This is a genomic window from Siphonobacter sp. BAB-5405 (genome assembly GCF_002872335.1).
Lineage (GTDB): Bacteria > Bacteroidota > Bacteroidia > Cytophagales > Spirosomataceae > Siphonobacter.
The window spans coordinates 28,022-52,389 of record NZ_NJAG01000036.1 but is presented as its reverse complement, the minus strand read 5'-3'; the positions used below and the strand labels follow the sequence as shown (position 1 = coordinate 52,389).

Genomic DNA, 24,368 nt, shown 5'->3' with positions numbered 1-24,368 from the left:
CATCAGTATAATCAACTGAAAATGATCGTTAAACACCCGTTTTTCTATCTGATTTTTCTGCTTGGTAGTTTAGTCTCCGACCCAACGGTTTTTGCCCAAACAACCCCAAAGGCAGATTGCGATTGTCTGGAAGCGTTTACCTTCATTTCGAATTACGTAGAGAAAAATCAGGCTTCTTTCCGGCATGTCGTAACCGCTGATCAACGACCCACGTATGAAACGTTCAAACGGGGCATTCGCCGGCAAATACAGAAAGAGGGGAAACGCCGTTGTAGTTTGTTTTTACATCAGTACATGGCTTATTTCAAGGATCATCACTCGCAGGTGCACGCGGCGAGTACCCTCGATGTCAGTGATCCCGATCAACTCAAAGCATTCCTGGCCTCAGCCGCCTTTCGCAACACCGAAACCGTAGCTGTGGATTCGGCAAAGGCTTACGACTATGTCAAACATTCAAACGATCCGGTGGAAGGTATTTATGACCTGTATGGCTCCTATCAGGTGCTAATTCAGAAAAACAAGAACGCCTATCGGGATTATTATGGCGTCTTACTACAAACCAAAAGTCCGACCTGGAAGCCCGGCCAGGTAAAGCTTGAACTCAAAAAAATGGCCGCAGACACCTACCAGTATCAGGGGTATCTGCAGGACCATTCTTTAGCTCTGGAAATGTTAACCATCGATCAGCCCGTCACCCGGATTGGCGAGTGGACGAAACGCTATCCCGTCGCTACAACTGCTTCTAAACATGTTAAGGATACCATTCCTACGGCTTTGACTACCTTTAAACTACTGGATGAGAGTACCGCTTACCTAAGCATCAGTACCTTCAGTCGGGAGTACCTTTCCGCTCTGGATTCTACCTTTCAGGCATTGACGCCCGTTCTGCAACGAACGCCGTATCTGCTCATTGACGTCCGCGACAATGGCGGGGGTAGTTCGCTGGCTTATCAACGTTTGCTTCCCTTGCTGTATACCCACCCGTCCACCGATGATTCGTTTACGGAATATTTGGCTACGTCGGGCATCATCGAACGGTACGAAAACTTGCTAAAAAACAGTCCCAATCCAGCCCTGACCAACTACCGAAAGGATCTGATTCAGCAAATGAAACAAGTGCCGGAAGGAACGTTTATACGTCTGCGTCAGGATCAGCCGAAAGCGGATACCCCCTCTAAAATCCGCCTGGAAAAGCCCAGAAAAGTGGTGATTCTGTATAACCGTAACTGCGGCAGCTCCTGCGAAACGTTCGTGTTAGCGGGTATGCGGAGTAAAAAAGTAGTTACCGTCGGAGAAAACTCCGGGGGATACATTGGCTACGGGAACATCATGACGATACCGGTTCCGAATTCAGCCTATGTACTGGAAAGCTCCACGACCCGAAATCCGGCTCTGGTTCAGTACGAGTATACGGGCATCCCTCCCATGCGTAAGGTCCCTGCTCAAACGAGCTGGATTGAGTTTGCCCGGCAAGAATTGGGTACGCCCTGATCACTTTCAAGCTTCAAACCTGCCTTACAGTAACCTTTCCTTTACAGCCTGGTAGACCGTTCTGACGACGGGCTGAAAACCCAGACTACGGGCCAGTGAAGCATCGGAATGCAGGTACCAGGGATTGAGAAGTGGCTCCGCGGAGTCCTCCAGAGTTTCACCTACTAACTGCACCAGTTCGTAAATCGAAACCGGACCCTCATCGGCAATATTGACTATGCGACCATCGAAAGCACCGGCCAGACTCAGGTGCATGGCCGTAGCGATGTCGCGGTGGTGAACAGTACTCATTCGCATGGCGGAATGTAATTTTCTAGCCCGCAAAAGCTGGGGCAGCGTTTCCAGATGCCCATCGCCATCACCGTACACGAATGGAAATCGCAGAATCGACCAGTTCAAACCGCTCTCCTGTATTTCCTTTTCGGCGGCCACTTTGCTGGCGGGGTACGGATGCTCCGGATGAACAGGATCGTCCTCGCGACCGGGATGCAAATTGCCGGCATCGTAGACGTGCGTGGTACTGGCGAAAATAAAGCGGGCATTGGGAGCGTGGATTTTAGCGGCAGCGATCAGGTTCCGCGTACCTTCGAGGTTACTTTTCCAGATCAAATCCAGGTCTGGTGTACGGAAGACAGCGGCCAGGTGGATGATGGCCTCCACCCCCTGTACGGCCTGAGCAAGCGAGGCCTGGTCAAACAAATTGCCCTCCATGATCGACACACCGGTCGGTACGTCTTTGCCCGCACGTACCAGTGCCCGACAATCCCAGCCCGCTTCCATGAGACGGGGGAGCAGGCGTGCTCCCACCAGACCGGTTACACCCGTTAACAGTATTTTTCCGAATGGCTTGTTCATCTACGTATGATTTAAATACGGAACAAAATTCGGGCGTGTACGCTTAGCGGAGCCGGACGAAAACCGATGGGTTCAGGACAAATCCTGAAAAAACGTGGCAACCGTTTTCCCCGTTTCCTTTTTGAATACGCGGGAGAAGTAATCCGGGTCATTAAAGCCCAGTTCAAAGGCCAGTTCCTTTACGGACGAGCGTTCACCGTAGTACAGCCGACGTCTGGCTTCCAAAATAAGACGGTTGGTAATGAATTCCTTGGGCGATCGACCGGAATAGTGTTTGACAATCTGGCACAGGCTGTCGGTACTCACGGCCAGTTCCTCGGCAATCGCTTTGATACTCGGATGGTCGATCAGGTTGTTTTCAACAAATACTTTAAAGCCAATGAATTTAGCGAGTCGGTCATCCGTCGGTTTCTTGTCCGCTGCAAAATAGGCTGTATTTAACTCCGTAAGCAGGCTATTCAGATGGGCCAGAATCAATTCAGGTTCCGTATCCGGGCTGCGTAATAGCGTCTGGAGCATTTCGAAAATGGATTGTACCCGACCAGCAGCAGCGGGTGAAAATCGGATTTTCTGCTGGTTCAGCGGATTCAGTAAGAACGGATAAGGCTTCGGTAGTTGGGCCAGGCAGGCTTCATCAAAGCCCAGTTTATAGTAATCCTTCGCGTGAATGTGAAGGGGAAGCTGCTGAATCTGATGCGGTAAGCAGAACAGGACCTCGTGTTTTTCAACCTCGATTGTATCCAGATCTACGCCGTACTGGCTCGAACCCTCGACTACAAAAAGAAAAAAGTAATACGGCAAGCGATGCGTAAGTCCGTATTGATCCGCGACCTCCGGCGATAAATGACCAAAATCCGGCGAAACGATCCGGATTGGTAGCTGATCGTTTTGGCTGAAGCCCTCCGGTAATGAATGGATCGTAGGCATACCTGCTGTTTATAAAAGTGATACGGTTAAACATACACGCTTCCCTGCGAAAAGACAAACCTGGAACAGAAGTACTATTAGTCTGTCCAACCAGGAACGACGGTAGACTACTCCAAAGTTCAACTGCTACAGAAACGTTCTTCAGGAAGAAAAAATGCGTCTGGTTAAGACACCGCTAAACTCCGGCGATAGTCCGTGGGGGTGTACTGGTAATGTCGTTTGAAAAGTTTATTTAAATGGCAAACATCGGAGAAACCGAATTCATCCGCGATTTGAGAAATGGTCAGGGTACTCAGACTTAACCGAGTGGCTACCCGATTGAGCTTATACTGAATGATGTATTGCTGAATGGACTCGCCCACCTGTTGCTTAAATAGGGCCGCCAGGTGACTGGCAGAATAGTTGAATACTTCCGCCATGTTTTCCATTCGCAACAACTGAGGTTCTGTAATGTGCTGACCGATGTACGTCAATACGCGTTGGATAAACGCCGAAGGGCTTACCAACCGGGCAGATTCGCTAACCGAATGTTGAGCAAGATACCGATCTAATAGATTCAAAATGGTCTTCATCAGTGATTCAACGACCGAATTAGCTGGTACGCCGTGCAATTGTTGTTCCGTCAGAATAATTTCTACTAAGGCCCGCAGACTTCGTTGTTCACTGGGGTTACTGATGAGCGTACCCGATAACGGTACGTTATAGTCGACGACGTGTGGCCACCCCTGACCCCCTGTCGGCACCAGACTGGCTACGTAAGGAATGGTGAACAACAGACTATAAAAGCAGGTCTTTTGAGAAATCTTGAAACTGTATTTATCCGATGGTCCCAGAAAAAACACATCCCCGGCCTGGTACCTAGATTGATTTCCATTCACCTGATAGGAGCCACTACCGGCCTGAATCAGCACAATTTCGTAGGACGTATCCCGACTACCTGATACAGGCCAATGGTTGACCTCAAATTGCTGGGCACGAAGAGACTCGTTAGAAAGGAAGCGTTTCATAGTCCTGGATTTTTAAAGGTAGAGCATCAACTTGTGATACGTTAGCCAACACAATGCCAAAGGCCATAAAGAACCACTTCCAAAACTCTATCTACTGATAATCAGAAATTTAACATTCTCGCGTTAGTAACATTCATCTCCAATAGAATAGAGCCTCCAATATATTGGAGCTTCGTTTGTGCGTAAATCGCCTCTTGTATCTTTACTCCGTATTAAATTCACAAAACGGCTATGGCTTACTACGGTGAACTGAACAGACTCCCTTCCCTACTGGTGGTGGAGGACGAGTTTCTGATTGCCCACGATCTTCGACGGATACTAACTAACGCGGGGTATGATGTATTAGGTTTGGCGGCATCGGTACAGGAAGCCAAGGAACGCATGGCCCAGCGAACACCGGATATTGTCTTACTGGACATTTTACTCATTGGGCCCGAAACGGGTATTGATCTGGCCGAATGGCTGAAAGAACAGGCCATACCCTTCGTTTTCCTGTCGGCTAATCTTAGCAACGAGCTGCTCGAAGCGGCCAAACGCACGCAGCCCTTCGGCTTTCTGACCAAGCCGTTTCGCGAAAAAGACGTACTAACCACGCTGGAACTAGCCCGCTATCGTCACGCTCACAGTGAAGAAGCCAAGCTCCGGCAACAACAGGCCATTCAGATTGCCGTCAACAACGCTATTGTTACCATTCAGGATCGGGATCAACTGTGTCTGGCCATTGCCCAGCAGATTAATCAACTCGTCCCCTTTTCCTTTCTTAACCTGCGGATTGGCTTACCAGATGAATCCTCTTTTTACTGGCTGATGCTGGAAAAAACGTCAGAAAATACGTTTGTACGGATCAATCCAACCGCTCTGTTGCCCAGTCAAACGGATGGACAAATGCTGGACAAACTGGATCGGGAAGCTCCGGATCGACTGGGTGAACAAAGCGGAATCTTTGTCGGTGAAGACTTTCAGCAACTCTGTGAGCATTACATCACCGCCCGCTCCTGCCGGGATCATTTTCAGGTACAATCGCTGATGCTCTTTCCCATTGAGCTCAAGCGTAATTCCAGAACTACGATTATTGTATCCAGTACGTGCCTGGAAGGTTTTACGCCGAAAGAGTACCAGGCCGTTAGTCTGATTACGCCCCAGATTGCCCTGGCTCTGGATAATTTACTGGCTTACGAAGAATTAGAAGCTCGCCGCCAACTGAAAGCCATCGAACTAACGATTGTCAATGCCTTTCGAAATGGTAGCGATGTACGATCGGTTTTGGCCCAGGTGGCGGGTAGTATCAATGAACGAATGCCCGTGGATCTGGTCGCTCTGTACCGGGTTGGTCCAGCTCCGGAAACGGTTTCCGTGACGAGTATGGCTCAGAAAGAAGCCGGTGTTTTTGTGACCGTAACCGAGCAGGAACTCGGGCAACGGCACGGCCTTCAGCCCGCCGACTGGCAACAGTCCTTAGCCGATATGCCCTACTGGCTTATGAAACCCACCCTTTGCGTCGGCAGCCAGTTTACGGATGGCCCATCCGGTAATGCCGTGAGTGATCTCTACCAGAAACTGGGTTTGCCTTCGGTCATGTACGTGCCCATTTTTATCAAAGATCAGGCCATGGCCTCGCTGGTACTGGCCAGTCGGGCCCCTTATGCGTTCACCTACAAAGACCTCAGCACCTTACAGGATATTAGCGTTCAGATGGGAATGGCCCTGGAAAACCTGTTGGCCTTTGAACGCATCAAAACCCTGAGTGAGCAGCTCGAACTCGAAAAAACCTACCTCACCGAAGAGATCAAGACCAGCCATAATTTCGAGGAGATTATTGGTTCCAGCTCTGCCTTACAAGCCGTATTCACCAACATTAGCCAGGTAGCCCGAACCGACGCAACGGTACTGATTCTAGGTGAAACCGGAACGGGTAAAGAGCTGGTAGCCCGAGCCATCCACAACCGATCTACGCGGCAAGGCCGAACGGTTGTTAAAGTCAATTGTGCCGCCTTACCGGCCCAACTCATCGAATCAGAATTGTTCGGGCACGAGCGGGGAAGCTTTACCGGGGCCACTGAAAAGCGGGTTGGCAAGTTTGAACTAGCGAATGGCGGTACCCTGTTTCTCGATGAAATCGGGGAGCTTCCACTCGAATTACAGGCCAAATTACTACGGGCCATTCAGGAACGAGAAATTGAGCGGCTGGGGGGTAAAGGTCCGATCAAGATCGACACCCGAATCATTGCCGCTACGAATCGGAACCTGCAGCAGGAAGTAGCCCAAGGGCGATTTCGTTCCGATTTATACTACCGTCTGGCTGTATTCCCCATTGTCGTACCGCCCCTCCGTGAGCGACCCGAGGATATTCGCCCCTTAGCCATGCATTTTCTCCGGCGTCTCAGTAAGAAATTAGGCAAGCCGCTAACGAGCATCGCCAATACTTCCCTGCAACAACTGCTTACTTACGACTGGCCGGGGAATATCCGTGAACTGGAACACGTCCTGGAACGAGCCGCCATCTTATCTCCTACCGCTACGCTGGAGCTGGCGGAACCCCTACGAACGAGTCCGTTATCGGGCGTACCGGTTTTTTCCAGCCCTTCGGCAGATCAGGTACAGCCCATTGAAAAAACCATGCGGGCGGCTATTCTGGCGGCTTTGGCTAAATCAGACAATCGCATTCGGGGGAACGGCGGTGCGGCGGAACTACTGAATTTGAAACCCACCACGCTCGAAGCCCGGATGAAGAAATTAAACATCAGCGGGTATACTAAACCGACCAACAGCTAAAGCGGCCTATCCAGTACAACCTGCCTTTCTTTGGCTCGGTCCGTTTTGGGTATACCGCCAAATTCTAAACAAATCTCCACCCCATTGGCTTGGTTAATCACCAGATCGGCTCCGATTTGTCGACTCAGGCCCCGAATCATGGTGAGTCCAAGCGTGGGGACATCTTCAAGGTTTAGCTCCTGGGGAAATCCTACGCCATCATCGCAAATCCTCAGGCGGTACTGATGTGGTTGTACCCACTGTAGCTGTATCCCAATTAATCCCGGACGATTGTGGGGAAAAGCGTATTTAAGTGAGTTGGTTACGGCTTCGTTGATGATCAGCCCAATGGGAATGGCCTGGGCAACATCCATCTGAATTCCCGACACATCCAGTTTGGTTCGGATACGCTCCGTTTGCGGGAAGGATTCCATCAGGTAATCAACGATTTCATGGATAAACTCGGCCATGTTTACCAAAGCCAGATGTTCTGACTGATATAGTTTCTGGTGGATCAAAGCCATGGCATGTACCCGGTTCTGGCTATCCTTGATGGCCGTGCGGGCGTTAGAATCCTGTAGAAAATTCAACTGAGTATTGAGCATACTGGAAATAATCTGCAGGTTGTTTTTTACCCGGTGATGGATTTCTTTGAGCATCCATTCTTTTTCTTCCAGCAGATTTTCCTTCTCCAGTAGAATTTGCCCCAGCGAATCATTTTTACGATTGATTTCGAGCTGCTTCGTTTGTAAAAGCTGATTACTCCGCTGCTTGAGCCGGTACTGCTGGTAACTCACCCCTAATAATCCGGCCAGAAGAACGGCCCCGAAGATGATGCCGTTACGGGTTGTTCGTTCGTGGCTAAGCTCAATTTGCTGGAGTCGGCTTTGTTCCCGAAGCAAGGCGATGTCCTGCTCTTTCTTTCGGGTATCGTATTTGATTTGCAAACTGGCGATCTGCTTACTTTTCTTTTCATTAAACAGCGAATCACTTAACGCTTTGTGTAGCCGGAAATGTTGAATGGCCGACACGTAATTCCCCCGGGCCGAATCCACTTTGAATAACAGTAGGTGAATATCTTTGATGGTGGAACGGGCGTTTTTTTGCGGAGAAAAACGCAGTGCTTTGCGAAGATGAAATTCGGCTTTTACGAAGTCTTTTTGCTTCAAATAAAAAGTCCCAATGTCCTGCTCGGCCTTTTGAGAAGCCTCAAAATCAAGTTTATTCTTTTGGTACCAAGCCAAGGCTTCTTTGTAGTAGTGTTCGGCTATGGGGTATTGATGCAAGGCATCGTAACAATAGGCTAAATTTTGAGCCACACAGGCTTTTTGAATGAATGTATTGGTGGGGATTTCCTGAATCAGTTTATTCAGTAACTGAAGAGCTTCCTTCGGTTTATGTTGGGCAATCAGGTCTTTGGTAATAAAACCGGCGGTGTTAAACATGGCAAAGTTGGCTAACTTTTCCTGTCGCCACTTCGCCAGTGATTTTTTGTACCATTCCAAGGCTTTCGGATGGTTGCCCGTCTCCTCATAAATACGCCCCAAGTCACTGTAATAGGCGGCTGCGGAAGCCGTATCGCCCGTTTGGTGCATATTTTCAATGCCAAGAAGAGCGTAGCGTAAGCCCTTTTCATAATCGCCCTTCAGGATACCTACACTGGATAAGGAATTATAGGTGTAATGGAGCTTTGGGTATTTAATGGCTTTGTAGCGATGTAATGCCTGGTTCAAACCCGCCTCCGCACTGTCCAGATCCCCCTGATAGAGATAGGTATCGGCCATTTCTTTCAGGGCACTGATTTCCTTTTCAGGATTGGGTAAAGACCGATAGATGGCGGCCGCCTGACGGAAATTAGCAAAGACCGGTTGGTAATCCTCACTACTATTCCGCAACCAAACGGCCCACCTGAAGCGGGTATTGGCCTCCCCCAGCCGATCGCCGGTTCGTTGACAATCACGGATCAACCGCATCAATCGAGCTTGTCCATTTTGGGTATTTCTTTCTTCCAGATCTGCTACTACCAGCATACTTTCTGCATCATGGTACCAGCTTAACAAGTGCAGGGAGTCACTTAATTTTTTAGCCCGATTCAGATACGTTCGTCCACTATCTAAATCAATTTTAGCCTCCCCCGGCTTATAGATATGAAACTTGCCCAGTTCCATCAACACATGCACCCGGTTTTCGTCCGCTTTACTGTGGTGTAACTGAAGCAACAACTGATTGACCATGGGTCGGTTGATGTTCTGCCCAATCGCCGATAAGCTGAACAAAATCAGACCCAAAAGAAGAACTACACGCGTAGGTTTTCCCGTACTGATTCGCTGAATGGCTTGCCAATCGTTATGCATTTGTTTAGGCGGCAGTAGCACTGCTCGTTAGAAGTGGCCACAAACAAAAATAGCTCACAATAAAGATACGAGCTTCCACGCCAATTAGGTTAGGGATTAGCCAGGGCTTATGGTTCTTGATCTAAAAGCTTAGGGGTTACTTCCGGGTCTCTTATACGTGATTTGGAAAGAGAACGAACCACACCTAGCGACAAGCCTTGAACTTACCATAATAGACACCTACTTACTAACTGAACCACTTGCTGTACAACCTTAATATTCGCACCTATAATCCGGCCCACTGCGAATCTGTGAAAGCTCTGCAAAGGAGTAGTAATCTCTTTTTTGCAGAGCCTTCACAGCTCTAATTATCAAGCCCTTACAAGGATCATTTCTAGATTCGTTCCAGCAGAAAAGCGGCGACTTCGGCCAAACGATTGGAAAAACCCCACTCGTTATCGTACCAGGCGGCTACTGATAATAGTTTGCCCTCTTTGGCCGTCAGGGGTAAGTCGACGATGGACGAATGCGGGTCGGCAACGATTCGGGAGGACGCCCACTGATCTTCCAGTACATCCATTACCCCTTGCAAAGGTCCATCGGTGGCCGCTTTACGGAACGCATCATTGACTTCCGCTACCGTACAATCCTTTTCAGTAATGAGATTCAGTTCGGCAATACTCCCCGTGCGGGTGGGAACGCGGTACGCCTTACCCGTGATCTGAAGGTCTTTCCAGATAAACTGAAGAGCCCGAGCGGCCCCCGACGACGAGGGTATAATGTTCTCCGCCGCCGCCCAGGAGTCCCGTCGATCTTTCATGGGCTGGTCGGTAAGTGACTGGGAATTGGTATACGAGTGAACCGTTGAGAAAAGTCCGTATTGGATGCCAAAGTTTTCCAGGATCACTTTGACCACGGCGGCCAGAGCATTGGTTGTACAGCTCCCCATGCTAATGATCCGGTGATTTGCCGCGTCAAACGTATTCAGATTGATCCCTTTTAGCAGTACTGCATCACAATCGGCCAGCGTTTTGCTGGGAGCACTCACCAGTACGTACTTCGCTCCCCGATTTAGATGAACCTGGGCTCCGGCCTGCGTTGTAGCCCGGCCTGTACAGTCCACCACCAGATCCACGCCCAGGGCGGACCAGTCCGGTACTTCCTTCGCGGAATTGTAGTAGGGAATGTTCCGGTCGCCGATGGTAAGTAAACCTTCACTGCCCGAAACGGGCTCCGGCCATCGACCGTAATTGGTATCAACGGCAAACAAAGCGGCCAGGGTTGGTTCATCCCGAATATCCGCAATAGCGGTGGGTACAAACCACTGATGCTGTAGAGCGATTCGTAGAAATTGCCGGCCAATTCGGCCAAATCCACAAAGTCCAATCGTTTTCATAAGAAGGTAAGAATACGGTTGATTGACAAACTATTTACCAAATCCGGAGCGGTAGGTGGAACATCCAAACTCGTTTAGTTCGTATCCAGCGGCGGTAACCCTTGTTCTATTTTCGACCGCGAGCTTTCGTATTGTCTGGGAAGTTTTAGCTGACTCCCGAGTTCGGCCAGCGGTTCGTCGACCATGAAACCGGGATTATCCGTTGCAATTTCAAACAGGACGCCTCCGGGTTCGCGGAAGTACAGGGAGAAGAAATAATCCCGGTTGATTTTGGAGGTGATTTGTAAGCCACTCTCCAGGATTTTCTCCCTGAATTCCATTTGAATCGCTTCGTTAGTGACCCGGAAGGCTACGTGATGATTGGTTCCGGCGGCGTTGCGTCCGAGTATACCTTCCGGTTCTTCCAGCAAATCCACAATCGACGCAGTAGATACGGCATCGGTCTGGAATCGGTATCGATTCCCTTCCTGAGCAAGCTGACGATACCCCAATACGTCGGTCAGGATTTTAGCCGTAGCCTCTATGTTTTGCAGGGTGAGCGTTACACTATGAAAACCTTGCGTTGCCATATCCCGCTTTACTTCTGCCGTTTCCCAGACTGCCGGATTCTCCGCTTGATTCGTAGCTAACAGGGTAAGGGCTAGACCATCAGGATCTGAAAATGGCAATATGGTTTCGTTAAAACGTTCGGTCCGTTCCCCCATGGATACATCCAGCTTCCGAAAACGCTCGGCCCATTGATCCAGACTACCTTTTGGAACGGAATATCCGATTTCCGTAGCCATCCCAATGCCGTTTCGACCCGGTCCGATTCCTTCCCAGGGAAAAAAAGTCAGAAGGGTACCGGGCGTACCCTTTTCATCGCCGTAATAAAAATGATAGGTCGTCGGGTCATCAAAATTGACCGTTTTTTTGACCATGCGTAAGCCCAAAACCTGGGTATAGAAATCATAGTTGCGTTTTGCACTATTGGCAATGGCCGTAATGTGATGCAGACCTAAAATGGAGCTATTCATAAGGTAAGAGGTAAACAGAGAAGTCGGCAAGGCTTCTCTGGCATAAAAAAATAAATAAAACGCAGCGGGTGTAGCCATCGACCCCCGCTGCGTTCTAGTCCTTATTTGTTTTTGACTTTGCTGGCTGCTTCAACAATAACCGAAGCAATTTTTTCCGGTTGAGCCAGCATCGCGACGTGACTCGTGGGCACTTCCACCGTAGTAGCCTTGAGCTTCTTCGCCAGCGTCCGTTCGAGATCAGGGTTGATCATCCGGTCGTTAGCCGCCACCACGTACCAGGAGGGCTTCGTTTTCCAGGCCGCTTTCGAAATCTTCTCCTTGAGGGCGGCAAACGCCTGCGGTCCCTGCGTAGCCAGAATCAGTTTTCGCTCGGATTCGGGTAGATCCTGGGCAAAATCTTCGAAAATACCCTTCGGCGACATGCTGACAAAGCCGTACTTATCGGGTCGAATCTCATCATTGCCGGGCGTAGCCGGAGCCGTTTGGACCAGTTCCAGAAAGGACTGTCCTTCATCGGGAGCCGCCGCCGCTACGTAGACGAGTCCGGCCACCTGATCGTGATTACCTGCTTCGGTGATTACGCCGCCGCCCCAGGAATGGCCTACCAATAGTACGGGTCCCTCCTGTAGCTCAATGGCCCGTTTGGTTGCCGCTACGTCTTCGCCGAGCGAAGTCAGGGGGTTTTGTACCGCCACCACGTGCAAGCCCCTGGCTTCCAGGAGCGGAATCACTTTCGACCAGCTGGAGCCATCGGCCCAGGTACCGTGCACCAGTACGACATTTTTAACGCCAGTGGTGGCTGATTGAGCCATCGATTCTTCCGTTGCGGCCATAAGTAAAGTGATTAGTACGCCGAAACCGACGCGTTTGAGAGTTCCCATGCGTAGAAGAGGAATGGGTTGGATTAACGCAGGTATTTTTTGAGTTCAGCCGCCGCGTGCAAAAAGAGCGAGCGTACCGGAGGGAGATCGGCTAAGCCGTTGAGCAAGCCGAAATCGTGAATCATTCCGTTGTACCGGATGGTCGTGACGCTGACGCCCGCTTCGTCCAGTTTTCGTCCGTAGGCTTCTCCTTCATCGCGTAGAATATCGTTTTCGGCGATTTGAATCAGGGCCGGTGGCAATCCCTGGAGTTGTTCGACGGTAGCCTGTAAGGGAGAAGCGTACATCTGTTTGCGTTCCGCCGGATCGGTGGTGTACTGATCGTACAGCCACTTCATCAGCGGGGTAGTCAGGAAACGGTCCTCTCCAAAGAGTTTATACGAATCGGTTTCAAAATCCGCATCGACAATGGGCCAGAACAGTACCTGACATTTAATATCCGGACCGCCGTTTTCTTTGGCTTTCAGGCAGGTTACGGCAGTCATATTACCACCGACGCTATTGCCTACCACCGCCAGCTTGGTGGCGTCTACGTTGATTTCATCGCCGTGTTCAGCCACCCATTTGGTAGCGGCGTAGATTTCATTGGTGGCCTGGGGGTACTGAGCTTCCGGACTGGGCGTATAGTTGACGAAGACAGCTACAAATCCGGACGCCACCACTAAATCGCGTACCAACCGCTTGTGCGTGGGGAAATCGCCCAGTACCCAGCCGCCCCCATGAATATAGATGAATACGGGCAGTTTTTCCGCTACTCCCGCGGGCCGTACGATGTTGAGCTTAATGGTGTAGCCATCCGCCGTGATCATCCGTTCCGATTCGTCGATTCCCGACAGGTCCACGGGTACGGAAGCCTGGGCGTCGATCAGTACTTGCCGGGCCTCCTGAGGTGACAGGGTTTCCAGCGGTGGCCCTCCGGCCGAATTCAGGATTTTCAAAAAGGCTTTTACCCCCTGCGACAAATGAGGATCCTGTGCATAGGGAACGGGTTTGAGTTCCTCAAGCGTAGTTGCACGGTTCATACGATTCGATGGATTTAGGTGATAAATCAAGTAGGCGGCCCAGCGTAGTACGGGTGTTAAGTACTGCGAATGGACAGGACAAACCTACGGCTTGAATAGCTCTCGGAAACGGTAAGAATCGACGGTAATGCGGTACTTTGACAGGGTTTTCACGGCCAGCAGACCCGAATGCTGGCAAGAGATAGTACGAATGCCTTGTGAGCGTTCGAAAAGGAATTTTCTTTTACCTCAGGAGCTTCCCCAAAACTTTTCGTCATTGAATAGGAGTACCCTTAAATCGGACTTCTTTGTTTTAACCCCCTGAGCGGGAAAAGGAATACTTGATGCAATGGAAGCACTGATCGATTAAAAGGATAAGTACCTTTGAATCCAGACCAGGCGACTCTCCCTTGAAAAAACAATCGTCCCCCTTCTTACAATTTGAACTCTCGCCGGATGCTCAGGCGGGCATCTGGGTGAATCGCCTGGACCCCGTTTCGACGACTACCGCTCATGGGGTCACGCAGGCTCATCAGGATGATCATTACCTGTTTGTACTGGTTACCCAGGGAGAGTACCTCGTTACTCTTGATTTTGAGGATTTATCCCTTGCCGCTCCGGCTTTTCTGTTGGTGTTTCCGGGTCAGGTTCATTACCTGCGGGAAGCGTACCAGGCCCAGGCTGGGCCATTGAATTTGATGCTTCCCTGGTTGACCCTTCGTTCTCTTTTCTACTGGAACAATTCCTCCCGCCGCCCGCTCGTACTCGACGAAGTCCGACTTTTACCATAGATCCCTGACGCTGATTCAGCTCATGAACGACCTGCAGTCGGATGCGACTCTGGAGTCCTCCAATCGATCGGTACACTATCTGCTGGCTGCTTTACTAAGTCTGCTGACGAGTCAGGTAAGTACAATAAGCCATACGGATAAGCCGCCCGAAAACCGGGGCTCGCAAATCGAGCAAGCCTTTCGGGTCTTACTCCAGCGTCACTTCAAAACCTGGAAACAACCCGCTCAGTACGCGGCGGAACTGGCTATTACCGTAGCTCATTTAAACGATACGGTCAAGGGCCTTACGGGGTATTCGGTCTCCTCGCACATTCAGCAACGATCTATGCTGGAAGCCAAACGCCTGCTGTACACGACTTCCCTCAGTGTCAAAGAAATCAGCTATCAGGTCGGCTACGAAGAACCCGTTTATTTTGGCAAGCTCTTTCGGAAGACAACGGGACTTACTCCGCTGGCCTTTCGGAAGCAATTCCGCGATTAGGACTAGTTTTGCCTTTTTTCCTACTACCTACCTCCCTGCAAAAAAGGCGTGTTTTGCATCACACAATCAACGATGTCATGCAAAGCGAACTCAACGTACCCGTTATACTGAACGCAATCCAGAAAGCTGGAAATGCTTTCAAAACAGATTTCCGGACCATTCCGATTCCACAAACGAATGATGCTTTCTGGCAGGAGATGAATCGCATTGACCAGCAGTGTTTAACGATTCTCAAAGAGGCCCTGACTGCCCATTTCCCAGCTATTCCCTGGCACGAAGAAGAGTTTAGTTACGACCTTCAGAATCAACCGCTGGCGATCGATGAATACTGGCAGTGCGACACTATGGATGGAGCCATTCAGTACTTGCAGCACATCGACGGCTGGACCATCAATCTGGTATTGATCCGCCAGGGTCAGCCCTACTTTGCGGCTATCTACGATCCAATGCATGATGAGTTGTTCTGGGCTGAACAGGGTAAAGGTGCCTTCCTGAACGGCTCGCCGATCAAACCCAGTCAGAAAACGGATTTACAGCTTATGCTGGCTGTTTTTGAATACCCGCAGGGGTCCGCTACCCAACCCGTCTTAAACCAGAAAACCGGTCAGGCCGTAACGGATTTGCTTACGCACGTGGGCGTGCTGCGTAACTATGGTCCCCACGCTCTGCAACTGGCCTACGTGGGAGCCGGACGCATTGATCTTTTTTACGAAGAAGGTTTCGATACGTACAACTGGTTACCGGGCCTGCTCATTGCTCAGGAAGCCGGAGCCGATGTTCGGACGACGGACGGACGTCAATGGCACTGGGGCGAAGGCAGTTTGCTGGTAACCGCTCCCGGCGTTGCCGACCAGTATCTACAGGCCCAGTCAAAAACTCACGAACGCGTATGAAAATTGCAATTATTGGTGCTTCGTCGGGAATCGGGTTGTTGACTACGCAACAGGCCCTTCGCAAAGGGCATACCGTAACGGCCCTGGCTCGTAGCGAAATTCCCCTACCCGATCATCCCCTGTTAACCAAGATTCAGGGCAATGCTACCGTTCCGCAGGACTTACAGAAAGCGGTTCAGCAGGCCGAAGCCATTCTAATCACCATTGGTACAAAAAAGAAAAACGCGGGTACGCTATTCACGGATACGGCTCGGGCTTTGCTAAGCCTGCCAGACTCTATCAAAGTACCGATTTTGTGGGTTACGGGCTTTGGGGCGGGTACCAGCAAACCTTACCTGAGCTGGTGGATGAAGCTGGTAATCCATTTTTTTCTCCGGAACGAATACGAGGATAAAGGACAAGCAGAACAACACTTGCAGCAAAGCTCCCTGTCCTGGGAGATCGTCCGACCCGGCATGCTCACCAATCAGGATCTGAACCCCTCTTATCGCTTCTATCCGCAGCTGGAAGCAGGCATGCGGGTCGGCCCCATTTCCCGAGCCAGTGTAGCGGATTTTTTGATTAAAGAGGCTGAAAATCCCCAATTCCTGCACCACGCCGTAGCGTTAAGCAACTGACGATACACTGAATGACCCAACGGACTTGCTAAAGTCATCGGGTCATTCAGTGTATCGTTTATATCCGGTGCACAGACGTTAATGCTTCTTTCCTACCGCAATCATCGAGCAGCGAAAACCAATCGTAGCCGTCGAAGAATCCTGGTCCAGATAACGACGCGTACCCGGAGCCAGCCAGTACGCGATGTCCGCCCAGGAACCCCCTTTGTACACCCGCGAGCGATTCGAAATGAGCGAATTGAAATCTTCTGTATCGTAGTTTTTTGCCTGGTCCAGATACCCATCGCGACGAACAGGATTCAGATCGCTAAACACCTGGAACGAGCTCGGACGGTACACATCCCATACCCATTCGTTAACGTTGCCCGCCATGTTGTACAGACCAAAATCGTTGGGGGGATACGAGTACACTTCATCCGTAATGATGGCCCCATCGTTGCTTCTCCCGGCAATACCCGCGTAATCGCCGCGACCGCGTTTATAGTTCGCCAGCATCGTCCCTTTGTTCCGGCCTGAGCTTTTTCGCAGGGAAGATCCATCCCAGGGATAAACCCGCTGGTGAGTTTGGTTCTCATCCACGTACTGCGTTCCGATCAGGGCTTTGGCCGCGTACTCCCACTCGGCTTCCGTGGGCAGGCGATAGTTCGGTAAGACATACCCGGTTTCGATGGCCGCTCGCCCGCCCGAATACTGCTGAGCGGTAGCTTCGGCCAGTGCCTCGGCTCCTTTCTTTCCTTTTTTACCACCACCAGTTGCCTTACGAGCCAGATCATTATTGACGGCTCCCGTACGCCAGGCCGAATAATCCTGAGCCTGCACCCACGATACGCCTACGACTGGATACATCCGAAAACCGGGGTACCGCAGGTATTGCTCTACATACGTATCGTTGAAGGCCATTTCGCTGGCCCAAACCGTGGTATCCGGCAGAGCGGCTTCGTAAAATTCCTGCGAAGAATCCCGCTGAATCGCGTAGAGGTATTCCAGGTAGTGCACGTTAGCGATTTCGGTTTCATCCATGAAGAACGACTGTACCGTTACAGTCCGATCCACATTGTTGTGAACCCCCGCGACATCTTCTTCCAGCGAACCCATCACAAAGCGACCGCCTTCGATATACACCAGGTTCGGTCCGGTCGGCTGGCCTTTAAAGCTTTTGGGCGTCGAGAAACCTTCTTTTGCGTTGTAAGCGATACCCGTGGCGGTACTGTTCTTACCAATATGCACACTATCCGGCCGCTTGTTTTTCTTACAGGACGTGGTGAGTAGCATCAATGCTCCCAGCCAATAAAAAAGCGTTTTCGTTTTCATCATAGCTTATGTATTAGGGTGTATACGGATCTGGATCTGCGGGTGCGTTAGTACCAAACTGGCGTTAACCCGCGGTAATTAGTTACAGGCAAAGCGTTCCGGTAATTTGCAAAAAAATAATGCGACGAAGCGTACCTTCAGACTTCACTTTTTGTATAAACTGCGGTGGTATATCGTAAGATGTCGTTCGTACGCATTCGTAAAAATCAGTCAGGCATACGGCTACCCTTTCTTTGGTAGCACTTCTTTATATATGTAGAAATAACCTCTCCAGACGAGCAGAGTTTAAAAAATTTTAATCATCCTTGTAGCCAATTACGCTTCCTTTTCTCGCTACGTATGAACCGTTATCTCAATCCGCTTTTCTTCTTTTACCTGGTGTTTTCGCTGTTTGCTGCGGGTAGCCTACAGGCTCAATCTTTTGCGAAAGGGGCTGATGTGGGCTGGCTTCAGCAGATGGAAGCCACGGGTTATGTTTTTTACAATGAGCAGGGAAAGCCTCAGGATTGCCTGGAAATTCTTCGGGATCACGGGATTAATTCCATTCGTTTACGCGTGTTTGTGAATCCCAATGACGATAAGATCAACGGCCATTGCCGGAAGGAAGAAGTGGTAGCGATGTCGAAACGAGCCCAGAACATGGGCTTTCGGATTATGATTGACTTTCATTATAGCGATTCCTGGGCAGATCCGGGCAAACAGGTGAAACCCGCAGCCTGGGCTAATCATTCCGTCGAGCAGCTAAAGCAGGATGTCTACGACCACACCCTGGATGTGATGCAGGCCTTGCGACAAGCAGGGGTGCGTCCGGAATGGGTACAGATCGGTAACGAAATTCGGGGAGGCATGCTGCGGCCCGAAGGCAGTACGGATCATTATCCGCAATTGGCCAGTTTCATTACCCGTGGCTACCAGGCGGTAAAAAAGGTGAGTCCTTCTTCCAAAGTCATCGTCCACCTGGATCGGGGGAATGATAAAGCCTACTTTAAGCAATTTTTTGATGGCATCAACGCCTATGGAGCGAAGTACGATGTCATTGGCCTGTCTTATTACCCCTACTGGCTAAAACAGGACTATACCGAATCCATTCAGAATCTACAGGAAAACCTAACGGATCTGGTAACCCGGTACGGCAAGGAGGTGATGATTACTGAAGTGGGTGGTGAAGATACGGCCGTTGATAACACCTACGCTATGCTGGTTGCCGTACTGGATACGGTTCGAGCCGTACCGAATGGAAAAGGATTAGGCGTTTTTTACTGGGAACCGCAGGGAGCAAAAAGCTGGAGTCACTACGCGTTGAGTGCCTGGGGAGCCGATGGCAAACCCACAAAAGCCCTGAAAGCTTTCCTGAAGTAAGAACGGGTAGAAAAGAACGGTACCCATCGCATGGCATTTCGTGCGTTTTATGGCAAAAAGACTGATGCGATGGGTACACCTTTCCGATGAACTGTTGCCCTTAGATGTTTTCCTTTAAAGCAATCCAAACTTAAGGCCAATATTAACGGTCCAGAATGCGTTTGGGTTTACCCAGACAACCGTAGAACCAGGGCTAATTACCTCCTGCTCACTGCCCATAATGCGGTGATAGCTACCTTCGGCAAACACCCCAATTCCGATCAGCGATACAACAATTCCCAGTTTCGGGGCCACGCCAAACCGATCACTGCCATAGGTGAGTTCACGCTCATTCTGGCTGGTAATCCGGCTTTTGATTTGGTACTTACCCGCCTCCACACCCAGGTACGGGCGAATGACTCCCCGGGTAAACGAGTACTCGATTAAACCCGTCAACGGAACCACTGTATTTTTTTGCTGGAAGGATGACTGGGTAGAGCTGATGCTGGGCATCGTCAGGTATTTGGCCGCGGCACCAATGGCTACTTTGCCTAATTGTACTTTCGCAGCAGCTCCGACGCCGTAGCTGAACTTTTCATCCTGCCACGAGGACTTCGTACCCACCCCGTGCACATACAGCCCGAACTGACTGTAGGCGGACGTGGATAACAGGCAAAAAAGGGTGAATAATCCGTATGTATATCTTCTCATTTCAAACCACTCAGGCGTGTATCAAACCGTTTGTTGTGCTTCATAAGCGATCAGACCTGCTGGAAAACCGATGCATTCTGCGATATGTAAGATTGTGCTCATGATTTGTTCAAGCTAGTAAGTATCTGGCGTTTAACTTGTAATACGCTCCTTGTTCGCCTTCTACTGAACCAAAGTATCCCATTGAACAGCACAAGATACAACCCTTCAAACCGAATGGCTTTTCTGTAAAGCAAAATAGTAAGCGTATACAACTGAGAGGGAATCTTTAGCCCATTTCTATACGCTACTACTAACGCTACGCTAACACGTAGTCCTTCGGCATACGAACCTAAAGTTTATAATGATTCCGTATCATCCGTTCGTAGGTCGATTCGGGTAGGATTCGTTTCAGCAGGACCGAGAGTTTTTCAAGCGGTTTTCCAATCCGGTAGATTCGCTTTACGTTTGGACTTTCAATGATAGAACCTACCAAGGGTCCAAACACGTCGGCACTAATGCCCTGATCGACACTTTCGTCAATCATCTGGTACGTACGATCAAAATCCTGTTTGTAAATATTGTCATCCGCCAGTTTTGCCTTGACTCGATTCTTGTTGATATCGGTCTTCACGCCGCCGGGCTGGATGGAACAAACCTGTACGCCATACGTAGTCAGCTCCAGCCGTAACGTTTCAGTCAGTCGATCCAGAGCCGATTTCGAAGCACTGTAACCCCCTCGAAAGGGCAGACCCGCTTCGGCGGCGATGGATGAGATGTTGATAATGTACCCTTTTTGCTGCTTTCGCATGGTAGGCAGAACGGCCTGGATGGTACGTAAACTTCCCATCAAGTTTGTATCCATCACGCGTTGAAATTCATCGATGGGCAAGTACTCCAGGGGAGCGGCAATGCCCAGTCCGGCATTATTGATGAGCACATCCAGGCGACCCGATTCCTTCAAAATCCGCTCCAGGGCGTTTTGAATACTGGTCGAATCGCAAACGTCCATATTCAGTGTTTTGAACGGCTTGGTCTGACGTTCAATGGATCGGGACGTGCCATAGACCTGATATCCTTTACCAGCCAAATACGTTGCGATTTGCTCCCCTAAGCCCGAAGAAGCCCCTGTAATTAATATAACCTTAGACATTTGAAACGGAGGAAAATTCGTAAACGGACGATCCAAAAGGTATGAATCATGGATTAAATGTAGGGCAGTCCTTGCCGGTTTGTATCCAAAGACGGGTTATTTTCATCAACCATCCGTTTTGAAGACTGGAATAAAGGCCGTGGGTAAGCGGCAGGTTCAGGCTGGATTACGGATTTCAAAGTCTCATTCTCTAAGTACGTATTACACGTTTAGGCTAGACCGTCAGGTACGTTTCGAGCAAAATTTTCAAAAGTCGGACCCTTTTTTTTGGAAATAAGCCGAACGCGGGCCTTACCTTTGCCGCCATGCCTCCTTTCATCAAATCCATTAGCGTTGTCTTTCTGACCGGCCTTTTGCTGGTGAGGACGTTGGTGGTGCCGATGGTTTTTCTGGATTTCAGTCTGCGTCAGGAGTACATCAAAACGTACCTGTGCGAGAACCGATCTCGTCCGGAATTGCACTGCGATGGTACCTGTTATCTGGCTAAAAAATTAAAGGCTACGCAGGATTCCGAGGAAAAACAGGCCAGCCAACGCTTTTTATCCCAACTGCTTGAAATGCCCGCGGAACTTTCCGAGCTCGTCATTTCATTCAAACCCTCCGCTTACGTTTTCTGGCAGGTAGTGCCCGCTCCGGCGTACACGAGTTTCTTCCCTTCCAGTCTACCCACGGACATCTTTCGCCCTCCCAAGCTTGTCTCTTTCTTCGCATAAGGGCTTTTTTTAGTTTGCTGTTGTCGGTTTTTAGTTTTCAGTCCAACGCTTTCGATTGGATTGTAATTCACTGATGATTCGTTCACTAGTCGTCTTTAGAACGATCATGTTGTAGTACAGCTTGGAATGGCTGTAGAGGATTCACGGTTTTTCTCAAAACCGACGATTCTACGCTGGTCGATGCCTTTGTCGAAGAAGCTTCGGAGCTTCCTGTATCTGTGTAAGGTAAGTTCCTTCTTTTACTCTCCCTTTGAATTCTACGGGAGGATTTCATTCGCACGCACGTCGAATGGATCGATCCCCTTTCTTATCTATTCATGAAAACATATATCCTTCTTTTTCTGTGCCTGTTTCTAAGCGTTACGTCCCATGGCCAGTCGGACCAGGGAAATCTCAAAGGTCGTATCGTCACCTTCCAGCATGAAGCTGTCGCCGGGGCTTCGGTTACCTTACAAAACACGGGATTCGGTACCCTTACCGATGCGGAAGGGCTGTTCAACCTCTCCTCCATTCCGGCGGGAACGTATGTACTCGTGGTATCCAACGTTGGCTACACGGCTTACACCCAGCACATTCGGATCGTCGCCGGAAAAAATCCCTTTCTAAACCTTCAGCTCTCCGAAAGCCGACAGGAACTGAAGGAAGTCGTGATCAGCACCTCCCGAAATGCGTATCAGGTACTCAAATCCACTACGGCTACGCGAATGGATGTGCCGTTGCTGGAAACGCCGCAGTCCATACAGGTGGTTTCTTCGGCGGTTCTGCGGGACCGACAGGCCTTTACACTCAATGAAATTTCCAGTGTCTTTACAGGGATGAAAGCCAACAATGGCAACGGGTCCTTTCAAATCCGGGGCTTTACGGCCTATTCGCCCAATGATGCCAGCTTTTTGCTCTATAACGGCGTTCGTGGTAACCTGTTCCTCTGGAGTCAGCAACCACTTTTGTACAATATCGAATCGGTCGAACTGCTTCGCGGTCCTTCAGGAGCCTTGTTTAGCGAAGGCTCGCCGGGTGGCGTCATCAACTTTATCACGAAGCAACCCCTGGCCGAGAAACGGGCGAGTGTGGATGTATCCCTGGGCAGCTGGGCGTTTCGGCGAGCCTCGGTTGACTTCACGGGTCCGTTGTCCCGGAATCAAAAGCTTTTATACCGGGCCATTGTCGGCTACGATCGATCGAAGAGTTTTCGGGATTACCAGGACAAAGAGAATCTTTTCATCGCTCCTTCCCTGACCTACTTTTTCAGCGATCAGACTTCGTTAGCGTTAGAGCTCAACTACGCTCACCAGAAGGCCGTCCAGCAATACGACAACGGTAGTTATATCTATACGCGACCAGACGGTACTTTTGATTTCAACCGCTACCCGAATCATCTGACCATTCAAAGCCCGACGGATTACGGCCGCACCGATAACGCCTCCGCGACTTTAACCTTCAACCACCAATTCAGCAACAAACTCAAACTGACCGTGGTTGAACGGGCCGTTCGGAATGTGCTCGATTATACCGACCACATTCCGCTGGGAAGAATCAGAAATGATTCAATCAGCCGGGCGTATCAGGATTGGGAAACGGATCGATTCAGTCTGCAAACCACAGCTTTTGTTAGCTATACGGCAAAAACGGGGGCTATCGGCCATCAACTCATGGGCGGTACGGATTACAACCGCTACGGCTGGACGCAGAATGACTATCAATACAAACTTTCCACCCGCATTTCTATTTTCAACCCGGATTATTCGAATAGCGTACCTGCCGCTTCAACACCCGCCGAAGAATCCGACGATAACCGACGCGTGACTAATTTAGTGGGTGCCTACCTACAGGATCAGTTTAGTTTGGGGGAAAAGCTCAAGGTTCTACTCTCTTTACGGTACGATAGCTATAACGGCAAAGAAACCCCGCTTTCGGATCGCGACAACAAGCAGGGCGATGCCCTACAGGCTTCGGGCTGGATTCCGCGAGTAGGTCTGGTGTACCTGCCGCTACCCCAGGTATCCCTCTACGGGACGTACGTCAAGTCGTTCAATCCCCAGACGTCGAATAACGTACGGGCCGGCGGTCCCTTTCCCACCCGAAAAGCGACGCAGTACGAACTCGGGTCAAAAGCGGATTTGTTCAATAAGCGGCTTTCGGCTACCCTTTCCCTCTATCAGATCAATTATGCCAATATTCTGACGGCGGCTCCAACGGAAGAAAACTCTCACCGTCAGGCAGCCATTGACGGCACCCGCAGTCGGGGGGCGGAAGTTTCTTTAGCTGGTCATTTAAAAAACCTGAGTCTGATTGCCGGGTACGCCTTCAATGACCACGTGTTAATCAGTACGAGTAGCTACGGAAAAAAGGGGGACCGTTTTGCCAACGCCCCCCGACACCTTGCCAATTTCTGGGCGAAGTACACGCCATCGATTCCCGTACTGAAAGGATGGGGGATTGCGGCGGGGGTTCGCTACGTAAGCGATCAGGTGGGCCTGTTAAGCAACCAGAACTTCATTTTCCCAGACTACACCGTTTTCGACGCTGCTCTTTCGTACCAAAAAAGTCGGTATTCACTTCAAATCAATGCCTATAATCTGACGAACAAACACTACTTCATCGGAAGTCGGTCGAGTACCACCACGGGTGGATTAGGTGATCCATTCAACGTACGGATCGGCCTTGGTTATCAGTTGTGGTAAACGTATCCATCCGGGCTTCCATCCAGAAGCCCGGATCTATGC

Annotated in this window: 20 protein-coding genes; 9 read left to right on the top strand and 11 right to left on the bottom strand. The window is 50.1% G+C overall.

From position 1 onward, the window contains the following. Window positions 1–21: 21 nt before the first annotated feature. Window positions 22–1,491, top strand: a complete 1,470-nt coding sequence (locus tag BWI97_RS19670) for a S41 family peptidase (RefSeq protein WP_102202449.1) — start codon at window positions 22–24, stop codon at window positions 1,489–1,491. A 24-nt stretch (window positions 1,492–1,515) separates the two neighbouring features. Here the strand turns inward: BWI97_RS19670 and BWI97_RS19665 are convergent, their stop codons facing one another. The 3 genes from BWI97_RS19665 to BWI97_RS19655 all read right to left on the bottom strand — a co-directional run bounded on the left by BWI97_RS19665 (window position 1,516) and on the right by BWI97_RS19655 (window position 4,280). After that, on the bottom strand, window positions 1,516–2,346 hold the full coding sequence (locus tag BWI97_RS19665; RefSeq protein ID WP_102202448.1) for an NAD(P)-dependent oxidoreductase: 831 nt from the start codon (window positions 2,344–2,346) through the stop codon (window positions 1,516–1,518). Window positions 2,347–2,418: 72 nt separating this feature from the next. Continuing rightward, complete coding sequence (locus BWI97_RS19660; RefSeq protein WP_102202447.1) at window positions 2,419–3,273, bottom strand: helix-turn-helix domain-containing protein; 855 nt, start codon at window positions 3,271–3,273, stop codon at window positions 2,419–2,421. 164 nt (window positions 3,274–3,437) lie between these two features. Continuing rightward, the gene (locus BWI97_RS19655; protein WP_102202446.1) at window positions 3,438–4,280 is read right to left on the bottom strand and encodes an AraC family transcriptional regulator; all 843 of its coding nucleotides are present in this window, start codon (window positions 4,278–4,280) and stop codon (window positions 3,438–3,440) included. Window positions 4,281–4,511: 231 nt separating this feature from the next. Between BWI97_RS19655 and BWI97_RS19650 the strand changes: the two genes are divergently transcribed. Continuing rightward, window positions 4,512–7,052: a sigma 54-interacting transcriptional regulator gene (locus tag BWI97_RS19650; RefSeq protein WP_102202445.1), complete on the top strand. Its 2,541-nt coding sequence runs from the start codon at window positions 4,512–4,514 to the stop codon at window positions 7,050–7,052. Here the strand turns inward: BWI97_RS19650 and BWI97_RS19645 are convergent. The 5 genes from BWI97_RS19645 to BWI97_RS19625 all read right to left on the bottom strand — a co-directional run bounded on the left by BWI97_RS19645 (window position 7,049) and on the right by BWI97_RS19625 (window position 13,679). Further along, window positions 7,049–9,385 carry a sensor histidine kinase gene (locus BWI97_RS19645; RefSeq protein WP_102202444.1) on the bottom strand — a complete coding sequence of 779 codons (2,337 nt, stop codon included), beginning with the start codon at window positions 9,383–9,385 and terminating at the stop codon, window positions 7,049–7,051. The genes BWI97_RS19650 and BWI97_RS19645 overlap by 4 nt on opposite strands. Before the next feature lie 373 nt (window positions 9,386–9,758). Beyond that, window positions 9,759–10,760, bottom strand: coding sequence for a type I glyceraldehyde-3-phosphate dehydrogenase (locus tag BWI97_RS19640; protein ID WP_102202443.1), 1,002 nt, complete (start codon window positions 10,758–10,760; stop codon window positions 9,759–9,761). Between the two features lie 74 nt (window positions 10,761–10,834). Beyond that, on the bottom strand, window positions 10,835–11,776 hold the full coding sequence (locus tag BWI97_RS19635; protein WP_102202664.1) for a ring-cleaving dioxygenase: 942 nt from the start codon (window positions 11,774–11,776) through the stop codon (window positions 10,835–10,837). A gap of 101 nt (window positions 11,777–11,877) precedes the next feature. Further along, a complete protein-coding gene (locus BWI97_RS19630; RefSeq protein WP_102202442.1) occupies window positions 11,878–12,657 on the bottom strand; it encodes an alpha/beta fold hydrolase in 780 nt (259 codons plus the stop codon). A 23-nt stretch (window positions 12,658–12,680) separates the two neighbouring features. Beyond that, a complete protein-coding gene (locus BWI97_RS19625) occupies window positions 12,681–13,679 on the bottom strand; it encodes an alpha/beta hydrolase (protein ID WP_102202441.1) in 999 nt (332 codons plus the stop codon). Between the two features lie 389 nt (window positions 13,680–14,068). On the opposite strand from BWI97_RS19625, the gene BWI97_RS19620 reads away from it, so the two are divergent. The 4 genes from BWI97_RS19620 to BWI97_RS19605 all read left to right on the top strand — a co-directional run bounded on the left by BWI97_RS19620 (window position 14,069) and on the right by BWI97_RS19605 (window position 16,440). Beyond that, window positions 14,069–14,449 carry an AraC family ligand binding domain-containing protein gene (locus BWI97_RS19620; RefSeq protein WP_102202440.1) on the top strand — a complete coding sequence of 127 codons (381 nt, stop codon included), beginning with the start codon at window positions 14,069–14,071 and terminating at the stop codon, window positions 14,447–14,449. A 22-nt stretch (window positions 14,450–14,471) separates the two neighbouring features. Beyond that, window positions 14,472–14,930 carry an AraC family transcriptional regulator gene (locus tag BWI97_RS19615; RefSeq protein ID WP_102202439.1) on the top strand — a complete coding sequence of 153 codons (459 nt, stop codon included), beginning with the start codon at window positions 14,472–14,474 and terminating at the stop codon, window positions 14,928–14,930. Between the two features lie 77 nt (window positions 14,931–15,007). Beyond that, window positions 15,008–15,823: an inositol monophosphatase gene (locus BWI97_RS19610; protein WP_102202438.1), complete on the top strand. Its 816-nt coding sequence runs from the start codon at window positions 15,008–15,010 to the stop codon at window positions 15,821–15,823. Continuing rightward, window positions 15,820–16,440: an NAD(P)-dependent oxidoreductase gene (locus BWI97_RS19605; protein WP_102202437.1), complete on the top strand. Its 621-nt coding sequence runs from the start codon at window positions 15,820–15,822 to the stop codon at window positions 16,438–16,440. The genes BWI97_RS19610 and BWI97_RS19605 overlap by 4 nt, the downstream gene beginning before the upstream one ends. Before the next feature lie 78 nt (window positions 16,441–16,518). On the opposite strand, the gene gldJ is transcribed toward BWI97_RS19605, so the two are convergent. Beyond that, window positions 16,519–17,754, bottom strand: a complete 1,236-nt coding sequence (gene gldJ / locus BWI97_RS19600) for a gliding motility lipoprotein GldJ (RefSeq protein WP_102202436.1) — start codon at window positions 17,752–17,754, stop codon at window positions 16,519–16,521. 336 nt (window positions 17,755–18,090) lie between these two features. On the opposite strand from gldJ, the gene BWI97_RS19595 reads away from it, so the two are divergent. Then, complete coding sequence (locus tag BWI97_RS19595) at window positions 18,091–19,110, top strand: glycosyl hydrolase 53 family protein (protein ID WP_102202435.1); 1,020 nt, start codon at window positions 18,091–18,093, stop codon at window positions 19,108–19,110. Window positions 19,111–19,224: 114 nt separating this feature from the next. Here BWI97_RS19595 and BWI97_RS19590 read toward each other — a convergent pair whose 3' ends face one another. Together BWI97_RS19590 and BWI97_RS19585 are read right to left on the bottom strand one after the other, a co-directional pair. Beyond that, entirely contained in the window at window positions 19,225–19,800 is a 576-nt protein-coding gene (locus tag BWI97_RS19590) for a hypothetical protein (RefSeq protein ID WP_146010981.1), read from the bottom strand. 331 nt (window positions 19,801–20,131) lie between these two features. Continuing rightward, window positions 20,132–20,932 carry an SDR family oxidoreductase gene (locus BWI97_RS19585; protein WP_102202663.1) on the bottom strand — a complete coding sequence of 267 codons (801 nt, stop codon included), beginning with the start codon at window positions 20,930–20,932 and terminating at the stop codon, window positions 20,132–20,134. Window positions 20,933–21,237: 305 nt separating this feature from the next. On the opposite strand from BWI97_RS19585, the gene BWI97_RS19580 reads away from it, so the two are divergent. Together BWI97_RS19580 and BWI97_RS19575 are read left to right on the top strand one after the other, a co-directional pair. Then, entirely contained in the window at window positions 21,238–21,645 is a 408-nt protein-coding gene (locus BWI97_RS19580) for a hypothetical protein (protein WP_102202433.1), read from the top strand. Between the two features lie 317 nt (window positions 21,646–21,962). Then, a complete protein-coding gene (locus BWI97_RS19575) occupies window positions 21,963–24,326 on the top strand; it encodes a TonB-dependent receptor (RefSeq protein WP_102202432.1) in 2,364 nt (787 codons plus the stop codon). Window positions 24,327–24,368: the final 42 nt, after the last annotated feature.

Excerpts from the sequence above, each read along its gene's own strand:
- BWI97_RS19670 (WP_102202449.1), top strand. The coding sequence starts at position 22 with ATGATCGTTAAACACCCGTTTTTCTATCTGATTTTTCTGCTTGGTAGT.
- BWI97_RS19665 (WP_102202448.1), bottom strand. The coding sequence starts at position 2,346 with ATGAACAAGCCATTCGGAAAAATACTGTTAACGGGTGTAACCGGTCTG.
- BWI97_RS19660 (WP_102202447.1), bottom strand. The coding sequence starts at position 3,273 with ATGCCTACGATCCATTCATTACCGGAGGGCTTCAGCCAAAACGATCAG.
- BWI97_RS19655 (WP_102202446.1), bottom strand. The coding sequence starts at position 4,280 with ATGAAACGCTTCCTTTCTAACGAGTCTCTTCGTGCCCAGCAATTTGAG.
- BWI97_RS19650 (WP_102202445.1), top strand. The coding sequence starts at position 4,512 with ATGGCTTACTACGGTGAACTGAACAGACTCCCTTCCCTACTGGTGGTG.
- BWI97_RS19645 (WP_102202444.1), bottom strand. The coding sequence starts at position 9,385 with ATGCATAACGATTGGCAAGCCATTCAGCGAATCAGTACGGGAAAACCT.
- BWI97_RS19640 (WP_102202443.1), bottom strand. The coding sequence starts at position 10,760 with ATGAAAACGATTGGACTTTGTGGATTTGGCCGAATTGGCCGGCAATTT.
- BWI97_RS19635 (WP_102202664.1), bottom strand. The coding sequence starts at position 11,776 with ATGAATAGCTCCATTTTAGGTCTGCATCACATTACGGCCATTGCCAAT.
- BWI97_RS19630 (WP_102202442.1), bottom strand. The coding sequence starts at position 12,657 with ATGGGAACTCTCAAACGCGTCGGTTTCGGCGTACTAATCACTTTACTT.
- BWI97_RS19625 (WP_102202441.1), bottom strand. The coding sequence starts at position 13,679 with ATGAACCGTGCAACTACGCTTGAGGAACTCAAACCCGTTCCCTATGCA.
- BWI97_RS19615 (WP_102202439.1), top strand. The coding sequence starts at position 14,472 with ATGAACGACCTGCAGTCGGATGCGACTCTGGAGTCCTCCAATCGATCG.
- BWI97_RS19610 (WP_102202438.1), top strand. The coding sequence starts at position 15,008 with ATGCAAAGCGAACTCAACGTACCCGTTATACTGAACGCAATCCAGAAA.
- BWI97_RS19605 (WP_102202437.1), top strand. The coding sequence starts at position 15,820 with ATGAAAATTGCAATTATTGGTGCTTCGTCGGGAATCGGGTTGTTGACT.
- gldJ (WP_102202436.1), bottom strand. The coding sequence starts at position 17,754 with ATGATGAAAACGAAAACGCTTTTTTATTGGCTGGGAGCATTGATGCTA.
- BWI97_RS19595 (WP_102202435.1), top strand. The coding sequence starts at position 18,091 with ATGAACCGTTATCTCAATCCGCTTTTCTTCTTTTACCTGGTGTTTTCG.
- BWI97_RS19590 (WP_146010981.1), bottom strand. The coding sequence starts at position 19,800 with ATGAGAAGATATACATACGGATTATTCACCCTTTTTTGCCTGTTATCC.
- BWI97_RS19585 (WP_102202663.1), bottom strand. The coding sequence starts at position 20,932 with ATGTCTAAGGTTATATTAATTACAGGGGCTTCTTCGGGCTTAGGGGAG.
- BWI97_RS19580 (WP_102202433.1), top strand. The coding sequence starts at position 21,238 with ATGCCTCCTTTCATCAAATCCATTAGCGTTGTCTTTCTGACCGGCCTT.
- BWI97_RS19575 (WP_102202432.1), top strand. The coding sequence starts at position 21,963 with ATGAAAACATATATCCTTCTTTTTCTGTGCCTGTTTCTAAGCGTTACG.